This window comes from Pseudomonas sp. B21-047 (genome assembly GCF_024748775.1).
Lineage (GTDB): Bacteria > Pseudomonadota > Gammaproteobacteria > Pseudomonadales > Pseudomonadaceae > Aquipseudomonas > Aquipseudomonas capeferrum.
This window is the reverse complement of the sequence record NZ_CP087169.1, coordinates 612,998-625,434: the sequence shown is the minus strand read 5'-3', so window position 1 is coordinate 625,434 and position 12,437 is coordinate 612,998. Positions and strand designations below refer to the sequence as shown.

General features: G+C 65.4%; 11 protein-coding genes. 7 read left to right on the top strand and 4 right to left on the bottom strand.

The window, feature by feature from the left end:
- The first annotated feature begins 282 nt into the window (after positions 1-282).
- The 7 genes from LOY26_RS02855 (at position 283) to LOY26_RS02825 (ending at position 8,151) form a co-directional block, all read left to right on the top strand.
- Positions 283-1,338: an ATP-NAD kinase family protein gene (locus tag LOY26_RS02855; protein ID WP_258714374.1), complete on the top strand. Its 1,056-nt coding sequence runs from the start codon at positions 283-285 to the stop codon at positions 1,336-1,338.
- Between the two features lie 22 nt (positions 1,339-1,360).
- Positions 1,361-2,338, top strand: a complete 978-nt coding sequence (locus tag LOY26_RS02850) for a thiamine pyrophosphate-dependent dehydrogenase E1 component subunit alpha (RefSeq protein WP_033703401.1) — start codon at positions 1,361-1,363, stop codon at positions 2,336-2,338.
- Positions 2,339-2,371: 33 nt separating this feature from the next.
- The gene (locus tag LOY26_RS02845) at positions 2,372-3,394 is read left to right on the top strand and encodes an alpha-ketoacid dehydrogenase subunit beta (protein WP_016497851.1); all 1,023 of its coding nucleotides are present in this window, start codon (positions 2,372-2,374) and stop codon (positions 3,392-3,394) included.
- Positions 3,391-4,497: an acetoin dehydrogenase dihydrolipoyllysine-residue acetyltransferase subunit gene (locus LOY26_RS02840; RefSeq protein ID WP_258714373.1), complete on the top strand. Its 1,107-nt coding sequence runs from the start codon at positions 3,391-3,393 to the stop codon at positions 4,495-4,497. The genes LOY26_RS02845 and LOY26_RS02840 overlap by 4 nt, the downstream gene beginning before the upstream one ends.
- A gap of 54 nt (positions 4,498-4,551) precedes the next feature.
- The gene (locus tag LOY26_RS02835; RefSeq protein WP_227697288.1) at positions 4,552-5,616 is read left to right on the top strand and encodes a 2,3-butanediol dehydrogenase; all 1,065 of its coding nucleotides are present in this window, start codon (positions 4,552-4,554) and stop codon (positions 5,614-5,616) included.
- Between the two features lie 129 nt (positions 5,617-5,745).
- Positions 5,746-7,479: a C13 family peptidase gene (locus tag LOY26_RS02830; RefSeq protein ID WP_258714372.1), complete on the top strand. Its 1,734-nt coding sequence runs from the start codon at positions 5,746-5,748 to the stop codon at positions 7,477-7,479.
- A gap of 27 nt (positions 7,480-7,506) precedes the next feature.
- Entirely contained in the window at positions 7,507-8,151 is a 645-nt protein-coding gene (locus LOY26_RS02825; protein WP_033703405.1) for an oxidoreductase, read from the top strand.
- Between the two features lie 9 nt (positions 8,152-8,160).
- On the opposite strand, the gene LOY26_RS02820 is transcribed toward LOY26_RS02825, so the two are convergent.
- From LOY26_RS02820 to LOY26_RS02805, 4 genes are all read right to left on the bottom strand, one after another.
- On the bottom strand, positions 8,161-8,448 hold the full coding sequence (locus LOY26_RS02820; RefSeq protein WP_033703407.1) for a YceK/YidQ family lipoprotein: 288 nt from the start codon (positions 8,446-8,448) through the stop codon (positions 8,161-8,163).
- Positions 8,445-9,074: a flavin prenyltransferase UbiX gene (gene ubiX, locus LOY26_RS02815; protein WP_186660655.1), complete on the bottom strand. Its 630-nt coding sequence runs from the start codon at positions 9,072-9,074 to the stop codon at positions 8,445-8,447. The genes LOY26_RS02820 and ubiX overlap by 4 nt, the downstream gene beginning before the upstream one ends.
- Positions 9,071-10,420, bottom strand: coding sequence for a UDP-N-acetylmuramate:L-alanyl-gamma-D-glutamyl-meso-diaminopimelate ligase (gene mpl / locus LOY26_RS02810; RefSeq protein WP_047583487.1), 1,350 nt, complete (start codon positions 10,418-10,420; stop codon positions 9,071-9,073). The genes ubiX and mpl overlap by 4 nt, the downstream gene beginning before the upstream one ends.
- A 66-nt stretch (positions 10,421-10,486) precedes the next feature.
- A complete protein-coding gene (locus LOY26_RS02805) occupies positions 10,487-12,409 on the bottom strand; it encodes a sigma-54-dependent Fis family transcriptional regulator (RefSeq protein WP_186660653.1) in 1,923 nt (640 codons plus the stop codon).
- Positions 12,410-12,437: the final 28 nt, after the last annotated feature.

The window sequence follows — 12,437 nt, the reverse complement described above, 5'->3', positions numbered from 1 at the left end:
CAGGCCCTCCGGTTCTCGTTGCTGTTTTTGTCGTTGTGCGGCCATTAAGCGCTTCCAGGCATGCCCCGACAAGCACTGTGTGATTACCGGTTGGCTTGAGACGCTGCGTCTCAGCGTCTCGGCAAACACGGCCCCGGCGCGGCACGCGGCGTCTCGCAGGGGCCGCCCGGCACATGCCTGGTGCTATCACGCAACCGCTCTAAGGCGGCCACTTCAGGCCTGCCGAGCAAAGCTGGCACCCACCTTGCTCTGCCCATGGCAAACAAGAATATGAGGTGCGCCATGCCGCAACCCACCCCAACTGTCGGGATCATTGCCAACCCTGCCTCTGGCCGCGACCTGCGCCGCCTGACTGCCAGTGCCGGGCTCTATTCGAGCACCGACAAGGCTTCGGCGATCCAGCGCCTGCTCGCCGCCTTCGGTGCCACCGGCATCGGCAAGGTTCTGCTGCCCACCGACATGACCGGCATCGCCGCCGCCGTGCTCAAGGCCAGCCAAGGCCCGGGCGCTCGCGATCAGCACTGGCCAACCCTCCAGATCATCGACCTGCCGTTGACCCAGACCGTTGCCGATACCCGCCTGGCCACCCGGCGCATGGTCGAGCAAGGCGTGACGATGATCGCGGTACTCGGCGGCGATGGCACCCACAAAGCCGTTGCTGCCGAGGCCGGCGACACGCCACTGCTGACGTTGTCCACCGGCACCAACAATGCCTTCCCTGAATTGCGCGAAGCCACCAGCGCCGGCCTCGCCGGCGGCCTGCTCGCCAGCGGCCGGGTACCTGCCAGCATCGGCTTGCGCCGCAACAAGCGCCTGCTGGTGAAGGTGCCCGAGCAGCAGTTGGCCGAATGGGCCCTGGTGGAAGTCGCCGTGTCGCCCCAGCGCTTCATCGGCGCCCGGGCCCTGAGCCGCAGCGAAGACCTCAGCGAAGTATTCGCCTGCTTCGCCGAACCCCACGCCATTGGCCTGTCCGCCTTGTGCGGCCTGTGGTGCCCGGTTTCACGCCTGGATGCTCACGGCGCCTGGGTACGCCTGAACCCTGGCGCCGAACAGGCCCTGCTCGCACCGCTGGCGCCCGGTGTGCTGCAAGGCTGTGGCATCACCGCCAGCGGCCCATTGACGCCCGGTGTCGCCCATCGCCTGAGCCTGGCCAGCGGCACCCTGGCCCTGGACGGCGAACGCGAGATCGAATTCGCCGAACACGACACCCCCAGCATCACCCTGGACCACCAAGGCCCCCTGACCGTGGACGTCGAGGCCGTACTGGCCCACGCCGCCCGCCATCACCTGCTGGCCGTCCCGCGCGGCCACCGGCTACACCCTGCAACCGCGTGTTGAGACAACCCTGGAGAACAACAAGATGTCCAATCAACTCAGTACCGAACAACTGCTGCATGCCTATGAAGTGATGCGCACCATCCGCGCATTCGAAGAGCGTCTGCACGTGGAGTTCGCCACCGGCGAGATCCCCGGGTTCGTCCACCTCTATGCTGGCGAGGAGGCCTCCGCTGCAGGGGTCATGGCCCACCTGCGCGACAGCGACTGCATTGCCTCGACCCACCGCGGGCACGGCCACTGCATCGCCAAGGGCGTGGATGTGTACGGCATGATGGCCGAGATCTACGGCAAGAGAACGGGCGTATGTGGCGGCAAGGGCGGCTCGATGCACATTGCCGACCTGGAAAAGGGCATGCTCGGCGCCAACGGCATCGTCGGGGCCGGCGCGCCGCTGGTTGCCGGTGCTGCCCTGGCCGCCAAGCTCAAGGGCCGCGATGACGTGTCGGTGGCCTTCTTCGGTGACGGCGCCTCCAACGAGGGCGCCGTGTTCGAAGCCATGAACATGGCCGCGATCATGAACCTGCCATGCATCTTCGTCGCCGAAAACAACGGCTACGCCGAGGCAACGGCCTCGAACTGGTCGGTGGCCTGCGACCACATTGCCGACCGCGCCGCCGGTTTCGGCATGCCGGGTGTGACCATCGACGGCTTCGATTTCTTCGCCGTGTACGAGGCCGCCGGCGCCGCCATCGAACGGGCGCGTAGCGGGCAAGGGCCCTCGCTGATCGAGGTCAAGCTCAGCCGCTACTACGGCCACTTCGAGGGTGACGCGCAAACCTACCGCGCCCCGGATGAAGTGAAGAACCTGCGCGAAACCCGTGATTGCCTGATGCAGTTCCGCAACAAGACCACCCGCGCCGGCCTGCTCAGTGCCGAGCAACTGGACGCCATCGACGCCCGTGTCGAAGACCTGATCGAAGACGCCGTGCGCCGTGCCAAATCCGATCCCAAGCCACAGCCCGCCGACCTGCTCAGCGATGTCTACGTCAGCTACCCCTGAGCTGCGGATTAAAAGAACAAGAGGAGAATCACCATGGCAAGAAAGATCAGCTACCAGCAGGCCATCAACGAAGCCCTGGCCCAGGAAATGCGCCGTGACAGCACCGTGTTCATCATCGGTGAAGACGTCGCCGGCGGTGCCGGTGCCCCCGGCGAAGAGGATGCCTGGGGCGGCGTGCTGGGCGTGACCAAAGGCCTCTACCACCAGTTCCCAGGCCGGGTACTGGATGCGCCGCTGTCCGAGATCGGCTATGTCGGCGCCGCCGTGGGTGCCGCGACCCAAGGTCTGCGCCCGGTGTGCGAACTGATGTTCGTGGATTTTGCCGGCTGCTGCCTGGACCAGATCCTCAACCAGGCCGCCAAGTTTCGCTACATGTTCGGCGGCAAGGCGGTGACCCCGCTGGTGATGCGCACCATGTACGGCGCCGGCCTGCGCGCGGCGGCCCAGCACTCGCAGATGCTCACCTCGTTGTGGACGCACATCCCCGGGCTGAAGGTGGTCTGCCCCTCTTCGCCCTACGATGCCAAGGGCCTGCTGATTCAGGCGATACGCGACAACGACCCGGTGATCTTCTGCGAGCACAAACTGCTCTACAGCATGCAGGGCGAAGTGCCGGAAGAGGTCTACACGGTGCCGTTCGGTGAAGCCAACTTCCTGCGCGACGGCGACGATGTGACCCTGGTGACCTATGGGCGCATGGTCCATGTGGCCCTGGAGGCCGCCAACAACCTCGCCCGCCAGGGCATCGACTGCGAAGTGCTGGACCTGCGCACCACCAGCCCGCTGGATGAAGACAGCATTCTCGAAAGCGTCGAGAAGACCGGCCGCCTGGTGGTGATCGACGAAGCCAACCCGCGCTGCTCGATGGCCACCGACATCAGTGCACTGGTGGCGCAAAAAGCCTTCGGCGCCCTCAAGGGCCCGATCGAGATGGTCACCGCGCCGCATACGCCGGTGCCGTTCTCCGACGCCCTGGAAGACTTGTACATCCCCGACGCGGCGAAAATCGAGGCCGCCGTGCGCAAGGTAATCGAAGCCGCAAGGAGCGCCGCATGAGCCAGATCCATACGCTGACCATGCCCAAGTGGGGCTTGTCGATGACCGAGGGCCGGGTGGATACCTGGCTCAAGCAGGAAGGTGACGCCATCAGCAAGGGCGACGAAGTGCTGGACGTCGAGACCGACAAGATCAGCAGCAGCGTCGAAGCCCCCTTCAGCGGTGTACTGCGCCGCCTGGTGGCCAAGCCGGATGAAACCCTGCCGGTCGGTGCGCTGCTGGCGGTGGTGGTCGAAGGCGAAGCCGACGAGGCCGAGATCGACGCCGTGGTGCAGCGCTTCCAGGCCGAGTTCGTAGCCGAAGGTGGCGCAGACCAGGCGCAGGGCCCAGCCCCGCAAAAAGCCGAAGTGGGCGGCCGCCTGTTGCGCTGGTTCGAACTGGGCGAAGGCGGTACGCCGCTGGTGCTGGTGCACGGCTTTGGCGGTGATTTGAACAACTGGCTGTTCAACCACCCGGCGCTGGCCGCCGAACGCCGCGTCATCGCGCTCGACCTGCCCGGGCATGGCGAGTCGGCCAAGGCACTGCAACGCGGGGACCTGGATGAACTTAGCGAAGCGGTACTGGCACTGCTCGACCACCTGGAGATCCCCCGGGCCCACCTGGCCGGGCATTCGATGGGCGGCGCAGTCAGCCTCAACGTGGCACGCCTGGCGCCGCAGCGGGTGGCAAGCCTGAGCCTGGTGGCCAGTGCCGGGCTGGGCACAGCGATCAACGGCCAGTACCTGCAAGGCTTCGTGGCCGCTGCCAACCGCAATGCACTCAAGCCGCAGATGGTGCAGCTGTTTGCCGACCCGGCGCTGGTTACCCGGCAGTTGCTGGAGGACATGCTCAAGTTCAAGCGGCTGGAAGGCGTCGACGCGGCATTGCGCCAGCTGGGGTCGGCCATTGCCGAAGGCGACCAGCAGCGCCACGACCTGCGGGGCGTGCTGGGGCAGCACCCGGCGCTGGTGATCTGGGGCGGGAAGGACGCGATCATCCCGGCCAGCCATGCCGACGGGCTGGAGGCCGAAGTACTGGTGCTGCCAGATGCTGGCCACATGGTGCAGATGGAGGCGGCCGAACAGGTCAACCAGCAGTTGCTCGCCTTCCTGCGCAAGCACTGAACCTTACGCGTGAGCCTGGAGACAACAAAAATGAATGACCTGAGCCACACCCACATGCGCGCTGCCGTCTGGCATGGCCGTCACGATATCCGCGTCGAACAGGTGCCCTTGCCTGCCGACCCCGCGCCTGGCTGGGTGCAGATCAAAGTGGACTGGTGCGGCATCTGCGGTTCCGACCTGCACGAATACCTCGCCGGCCCGGTGTTCATTCCGGTGGACGCGCCCCACCCGCTGACCGGCATTCAGGGGCAATGCATCCTCGGCCACGAATTTTGCGGCGAAATCGCCAAACTCGGCGAAGGCGTCGAGGGCTTTGCGGTCGGCGACCCGGTGGCGGCGGACGCCTGCCAGCACTGCGGCACGTGCTATTACTGCACCCATGGGCTGTACAACATCTGCGAGCGCCTGGCCTTTACCGGCCTGATGAACAACGGCGCATTCGCAGAACGCGTCAACGTCCCTGCCAACTTGCTGTACCGACTGCCACAGGGCTTCCCGCCAGAAGCCGGCGCGCTGATCGAACCGTTGGCGGTCGGCATGCACGCCGTGAAAAAAGCCGGCAGCCTGCTTGGGCAAACCGTGGTGGTGGTTGGCGCGGGCACCATCGGCCTGTGCACCATCATGTGCGCCAAGGCCGCAGGCGCGGCGAAGGTCATCGCCCTGGAGATGTCTTCGGCGCGCAAGGCCAAGGCTCTCGAAGTGGGCGCCAGCGTCGTGCTGGACCCTAGCCAGTGCGATGCCCTGGCAGAAATCCGCACACTGACTGCCGGGCTTGGCGCGGATGTGAGCTTCGAGTGCATCGGCAACAAGCACACCGCAAAATTGGCCATCGACACCCTGCGCAAGGCGGGCAAATGCGTGCTAGTGGGCATTTTCGAAGAACCCAGCGAGTTCAACTTCTTCGAGCTGGTGTCCACCGAGAAGCAGGTGCTCGGGGCGCTGGCTTACAACGGGGAGTTTGCCGATGTCATCGCCTTTATCGCTGACGGCAGGCTGGATATCCGACCGCTGGTGACGGGCCGGATCGGGCTGGAGCAGATCGTCGAGCTGGGCTTTGAAGAACTGGTCAACAACAAGGAGGAGAACGTGAAGATCATCGTGTCGCCGGGCGGGCGCTGATCTCCCCACGCAGAAAGCCTGTTGCACACCCTTGTGGGAGCGGGTTTACCCGCGCCCACAGGGCATGTGTGTCTGTCTCACCCCCAGATTCTGCGTCATACTCGGCAGACCTATTGCCCGGTCTCCACCATGCGTCCATTGCTCCCCATCACCTTGGTCCTGTTGCTAGCCGCGTGCGGAGATGGCGAATCGCTATTGCCTCCGGACGCACGCCTGCCCGACGGCGGGCGCTACCGAGGTGAGGTGGTTGACGGCTTGCTGCAGGGCGAGGGGCGCATCGACTACCCCAACGGCAGCTGGTACGCCGGCGGCTTCAAGGATGGCCAGTGGCATGGCCAGGGCGAGTGGCACGGCCAGAACGGTGAAGTCTACCGGGGCCAGTTCGCCGAGGGCCTGTTCCAGGGCCTGGGTGACCTGACCACGCCGGGCAGCCACTATGCCGGTACTTTCAAGCACGGCCGGCGCGACGGTGAAGGCACCCTCAAGCAAGCCGACCAGACCTACCGCGGCCAGTTCAAGGACGACCAGTACGAAGGCGCGGGCGAGCTGGAGCTGGCCGACGGCAGCCGCTACCAGGGCCTTTTCGCCAAAGGCAAACCGAACGGTGCCGGGGTGCGCAGCGATGCCAGCGGCAACCAGTTCAGCGGCCGTTTCGTCGATGGCCTGCTGCAAGGCAGCGGCACCTACGACAGCGTCGACGGCGAACAGTACATCGGCGAGTTCAAGGACAACCGCCTGGAAGGCCGCGGGCGCTATGAAAGCGCCGACGGTGACGTCTGGATCGGCGCGTTCAAGGACGGCTCATTGATTGGCGAGGGCGAACTGCTCGGCAGTGATGGCAGCCACTACAAGGGCGGTTTCGTCGACTGGCACCTGTCTGGCCAGGGCAGCCTGCAGCTGGCTGACGGCAGCAAGTACACCGGTGGCTTCGAAAACGATGCCTACCACGGCTACGGCCGACTGACCCTGGCCAACGGCAAAGTCGAGGGCGGCACCTGGGTCAACGGCGTACGCGTGCGCGACGAAAAGGGCGCGCTGTTGCCCGACCCGCTGGACCTGGCCCTGCTCAACCAGGGCCATCTGCTTGAAGACGCGCTGGCGCGGGTACCGCACACCGCGCCGGCGATCCAGTTGTACAGCCTGGTAGTGGCCGGCGACGGCCAGCAAAGCGTGTTTCTGCGCGAAGCCGACTATGTCAGCAACATGCTCAAGGTCCGCTTTGGCGCCCGCGGCCAGGTCACGCTGGTCAACCACCGCGACCATATGGCCAGCCGCCCCATGGCCACCCGCGAGAACCTCACCCGCGCCGCCCGCACCTTGGCCGAGCGCAGCGGCCCCGAGGACCTGGTGTTCATCTACCTCACCAGCCACGGCAGCCAGGACCACCAACTGGTGCTCGACCAGCCGCGCCTGCAACTGGCCGACCTGCCCGCCGACGAGCTGGCCAGTGCCCTGGCACCGCTGAAAGATCGCGACAAGATAATCGTCATTTCCGCCTGCTATTCAGGGGGCTATATCGCCCCGCTCAAGGATGATCGCACGGTGATCATCACCGCCGCCCGCGCCGACCGGGTGTCTTTCGGCTGCTCGGAAGAAGCGGATTTCACCTACTTTGGCGATGCCCTGTTCGCCGAAGCGCTGAACCAGACCGACGACCTGAAACAAGCGTTTGAACTGGCGCGCGCCAGCGTTGCCGAAAGAGAACAAAAGGAAGGTTTCGAGGCCTCGGAACCGCAGCTTTGGGCGCCGCCAGCCGTACTGGCACACTGGCAGCATCTAAGACGGCAACAGGCCGAAGAAGCGTTACGCAATGCTGCACAGGCCACCGTGGAGGAGCAGGCAAAAAAGCCGACCAACCACTAAGCTTGTGTGTAACAAGGGAGAGACATCATGTATTTGACGCCTCAGCATGTCCTGCTTGCCGGTGCCACGGGTCTGACGGGTGAACACCTGCTCGACCGCCTGCTCAACGAGCCGACCATCAGCCGGGTACTGGCGCCTACGCGCCGGCCACTGGCCGAACACCCACACCTGGAAAACCCGGTGGGTGACCCGGCGGTGTTCCTACCGCAGCTGGCGGGGCGGGTGGATATCGCCTATTGCTGCCTGGGGACCACACTCAAGCAGGCTGGCTCCGAGTCGGCGTTCCGCGCCGTGGACCTGGACATGGTGGTGGCCTTCAGCAAACGTGCCCGCGAGCTGGGTGCGCGGCATCTGCTGGTGGTCAGCGCACTCGGCGCCGACCCTAAGTCATCGATCTTCTACAACCGGGTCAAGGGCGAAATGGAAGAAGCGCTCAAGGCCCAGGACTGGCCGCAACTGACCATCGTCCGGCCCTCGCTGCTGCTAGGGGACCGCATCGAGCCTCGGCTCGGCGAACAGCTGATTTCACCGTTTTCCAAGCTGATACCTGGCAAGTACCGGGGTATCGAGGCTTGCACACTGGCACGGGCGCTATGGCGCTTGGCGCTGGAGGAAGAAGACGGGGTGCGGGTCATCGAGTCGGATGAACTGCGCCGGCTGGGCAAGATATAGCGTAGGCAATCAAAGGCCGCCGGTAGCCTGGAAGCCGACCCCCGCTGCCGTCAGCAGTGATAACGGCAGCAGCAGGGTGTCCAGCAACATACTGCCGGGCAGGTCCAACCCTGGGTATCCCGGGGCCTCAGCCCCGAAGTGATCCTTCGGGCAGCACCCGCCATTCATCACATACAGGTCCAACCGGGTGCCAGCGTACACCACCGGTGCGCCCGGCTTGTTGGCATCCAGCGTGCGCACCGTGGCACATCCACTCAGCAGCGTCAGCGCCACCAGCCCCGACAGTGCGCGTTTCAATCATCCGCCCCAAAGTGATGCTCGCCCCAACGCGGCAGCATGTCCTGGGGGATGTCCAGCAGGTTGAGAATGCGCGCTACGACGAAATCGATCAGGTCGTCGATGGTCTGTGGCTGATGGTAGAAGCCCGGGGCCGCCGGCAGAATGACCGCGCCCATCTGCGAGAGCTTCAGCATGTTCTCCAGGTGAATGGTCGAGAACGGCGCCTCGCGCGGTACCAGAATCAACTGACGGCGCTCTTTGAGGGTGACGTCGGCGGCACGCTCGATCAGGTTGTTGCAAGCACCGGTGGCAATCGCCGACAAGGTGCCGGTAGAGCATGGCACCACCACCATCGCCGCCGGCGCGCCGGAGCCCGAGGCCACCGGCGACATCCAGTCTTCCTTGCCATACACGCGGATCTGCCCATCGGCAGCGCCGGTGTACTCGGTCAGAAACGCCTGCATCGCCTGGGGCTTGGGCGGCAGCAACACGTCGGTTTCGGTAGACATCACCAACTGCGCGGCCTTGGAAATGAGGAAGTGCACCTCGCGGTCCTCACGCACCAGGCAGTCGAGCAGGCGCAGGCCATATTGAGCGCCAGAGGCGCCCGTCATGGCCAGGGTGATGCGCTGCGGCCCGTTCATTTGAGCGCCTCGGCCAACTTGCCGTGCAGGCCGCCGAAGCCGCCGTTGCTCATGATCACCACGTGGGTGCCGGGGCGGGCCTGGCCTTTGATGCGCTCGATGATCGCCTCCAGGCTGTCGGCAACCACGCTCGGCACCTTGCACTGCGCTGCCGTGGCGGCCAGGTCCCAGCCCAGGTTGGCCGGGGCGTACCAGATCACCTGGTCGGCGTCGTTGACGCTTTCCGGCAGGCCGTCACGGTGGGCGCCCAGCTTCATCGAGTTGGAGCGCGGCTCGATCACCGCGATCACCGGCGCTTCGCCCACACGCTTGCGCAGGCCGTCGAGGGTGGTGGCGATGGCGGTCGGGTGGTGGGCGAAATCGTCATAGATGGTCACGCCCTGCACCTCGGCGACCGTCTCCATGCGCCGCTTGACGCTCTTGAAGGCGCTCAGCCCGGCGATGCCCATGGCTGGCACCACGCCTACATGGCGCGCGGCGGCCAGGGTGGCCAAGGCGTTGGCGACGTTGTGCTGCCCGGTCAATGGCCAGTCGACCACGCCCTGGGCCTCGCCCTCGAACAGCACTTCAAAGCGCGAACCATCGGCGCTGAGCAGGCGCGCCTGCCACTGCCCGCCTTCACCGGTGGTTTGTACCGGGGTCCAGCAGCCCATGCCGATGACGCGTTCCAGCGCCTGCTCGGTGGTGGGGTGAATCACCAGGCCTTCACTCGGGATAGTGCGCACCAGGTGGTGGAACTGCCGCTCGATGGACGCAAGGTCAGGGAAGATGTCTGCGTGATCGAACTCAAGGTTGTTGAGGATGGCCGTGCGCGGGTGGTAGTGGACGAACTTCGAGCGTTTATCGAAGAACGCACTGTCGTACTCATCGGCCTCGACCACGAAGAACGGGGTGTCGCCCAGGCGCGCCGACACCGAGAAGTTCTGCGGCACACCGCCAATCAGGAACCCCGGGCTCATGCCGGCGTGCTCCAGCACCCAGGCCAGCATGCTGCTGGTGGTGGTCTTGCCATGGGTACCGGCAACGGCCAGTACCCAGCGGCCCTGCAGCACGTGGTCGGCCAGCCACTGCGGGCCAGAGACGTAGGGCAGGCCCTTGTTCAGCACGTACTCCACCGCCGGGTTGCCCCGCGACATGGCGTTGCCGACCACTACCAGGTCGGGTGCCGGGTCTAGCTGAGCCGGGTCATAGCCTTGGGTCAGCTCGATGCCCTGGGCTTCGAGCTGGGTGCTCATCGGGGGATAGACATTGGCGTCGGAGCCGGTGACGCGGTGGCCAAGCGCTTTGGCCAGCACCGCCAGGGAACCCATGAACGTGCCGCAAATACCGAGAATGTGAATATGCATGGTCGACCTCGCAAAACATCGAGGCAGGGTAGCCCAGGGCGCAGGAAATCGCACCCGCTGTTTCGCTCAGCCGGCCCGTGCTATGCCGTGTTTGCGCAGTTTTCGATACAAGGTATTGCGGCTGATGCCCAGATGCTCGGCGACGCGGGTCAAGTGCCAGCGGTTTGCCTCCAGTACCGTCAGCAGGGCTTGGCGCTCGGCGTCTTGTAGCGGCGGGCTTGGGTTGCGATCGGGGTATGCAGTAGTCGCGGAAGATGGGGGGGCGGTGTTGTGGAAGATGGTCGGTAGGTCGGCAGACTCGATGCGGCCGTTGTCGCAGAGCGCTACCAGGGTGCGCAGTGTGTTGCGCATCTGCCGCACGTTGCCGGGCCACGGGAACTGCAGCAACGCGTGCCGTGCATCAGGCTCGAGCTGCACGGGCTGCCCCTGCGCTTCCTGATGCAGCAGAAAGTCCAGCAACTGGCCCTTGTCACTGCGCTCGCGCACCGCCGGCAGGGCCACTTCCAGGCCATTGAGGCGGTAATACAGGTCCTCGCGGAACGTGCCCTGCGCCACCCGCTCCAGCAGGTCGCGGTGGGTCGCACTGACGATGCGCACGTCCACGGCCTGGGGCTCGCCGCCAATCGGTACCACCTGGCGCTCTTCCAGTACCCGCAACAACCGCGTCTGCAAGGCCAGCGGCATGTCACCGATCTCGTCCAGCAGCAACGTGCCGCCATCGGCCTGCAACAGCTTGCCGCGCATGCCTTCCTTGCGCGCGCCGGTAAAGCTGCCACCGCGATAACCGAACAGTTCGCTCTCGATCAGGCTCTCCGGAATAGAGGCGCAGTTGACCGCCACGAACGGTTTGCCGCATCGCTGGCTGGCCTGGTGCACCGCCTGCGCGAACGCCTCCTTGCCGCAACCGGTCTCGCCGCGCAGCAGCAGCGGCACATCACGTTCGAACACCCGCACACAGCGGCGAAAGTCATTTTGCAGCGCCGGGTCGAGCAGGCAGATACCGGGTTCTGCTTCGCGCGGGGGCCGAGGGTGGCCAAGCGGCACCGACCACACCGGCGTGCGCGCCTGGCCACGCAGGCTGGCGAACACCTGGCGGCCGTCACGCGTGTGCAACGGCCAGACGGTACTGCCGCCGGGTACGGCGCGGCTGAACAGTTCGTCGTGGCTGCAGGCAAAAAAACGCTCCACCGGTTTGCCCAGCACGCCCCCGCGCACGGTACCCAGCAGGTTGAGCGCGCTCTGGTTGGCCGCGCAGATCCGCCCATCAGCCTCGAAGGCCAGCAAGCCCTCGCTGAACAAGCCGACCGACTCGGCGTGCAGATGAAAACGCAGCAGCCATTGCTGTTCGAAATGACGCAGGAAGTAACAGCTCTCGATCATCTTGGCCGACAGGTTGACCAGGGCCATGGTGTGGAACTGGCTCTGACGCGAGACATCCGGCCGCGCCGACGACACGTCGAGCACCGCCAACAGATCGCCATGCGGGTCGAACACGGGGCTTGCCGAGCAGGTCAGGCCGGTGTGGCGGCCACGAAAATGCTCGTGCTGATGAATGGTCAGTGCCTGGCGCTCGACCAGGCAGGTACCGATGCCGTTGGTGCCTTCGCGCGCCTCGCTCCAATCTGCGCCCAGCCACAACCCCGCCCGCTCGAAGATACGCCGCTCGGTGGGTGCGCTGACACAGTTGAGGATCACCCCGCGGGCATCGGTCAGCAGCACCGCATGGCCGGCGCCAGAGAGCTGCTGATGCAGGCTGTTCATCTCGCTGTCGGCAATTTTCAGCACCTGACGCAGGCGCTCGCGGCTTTCCAGCAGGCGCCCGTGCTCGAGCACCACAGGGGCTTCGATCAGCGTCGGGTCGAGGTGGTGCTCCTCAAGACAGCGCAGCCAGGAACGCGCGATGGCCGGGTCACTGCCGCCCTCCCCAGCTTCACCATGGGCAATGGTGTGCACTTGCTGGGCATGGCGACTCAGGTGGTTGCTCTGCATTTGTTGTCGTTCTCCGCAGATAGAGCGT

Bases quoted from the DNA above. Each gene is read 5' to 3' on its own strand.
- LOY26_RS02855 (WP_258714374.1), top strand. From the start codon at position 283: ATGCCGCAACCCACCCCAACTGTCGGGATCATTGCCAACCCTGCCTCT.
- LOY26_RS02850 (WP_033703401.1), top strand. From the start codon at position 1,361: ATGTCCAATCAACTCAGTACCGAACAACTGCTGCATGCCTATGAAGTG.
- LOY26_RS02845 (WP_016497851.1), top strand. From the start codon at position 2,372: ATGGCAAGAAAGATCAGCTACCAGCAGGCCATCAACGAAGCCCTGGCC.
- LOY26_RS02840 (WP_258714373.1), top strand. From the start codon at position 3,391: ATGAGCCAGATCCATACGCTGACCATGCCCAAGTGGGGCTTGTCGATG.
- LOY26_RS02835 (WP_227697288.1), top strand. From the start codon at position 4,552: ATGCGCGCTGCCGTCTGGCATGGCCGTCACGATATCCGCGTCGAACAG.
- LOY26_RS02830 (WP_258714372.1), top strand. From the start codon at position 5,746: ATGCGTCCATTGCTCCCCATCACCTTGGTCCTGTTGCTAGCCGCGTGC.
- LOY26_RS02825 (WP_033703405.1), top strand. From the start codon at position 7,507: ATGTATTTGACGCCTCAGCATGTCCTGCTTGCCGGTGCCACGGGTCTG.
- ubiX (WP_186660655.1), bottom strand. From the start codon at position 9,074: ATGAACGGGCCGCAGCGCATCACCCTGGCCATGACGGGCGCCTCTGGC.
- mpl (WP_047583487.1), bottom strand. From the start codon at position 10,420: ATGCATATTCACATTCTCGGTATTTGCGGCACGTTCATGGGTTCCCTG.
- LOY26_RS02805 (WP_186660653.1), bottom strand. From the start codon at position 12,409: ATGCAGAGCAACCACCTGAGTCGCCATGCCCAGCAAGTGCACACCATT.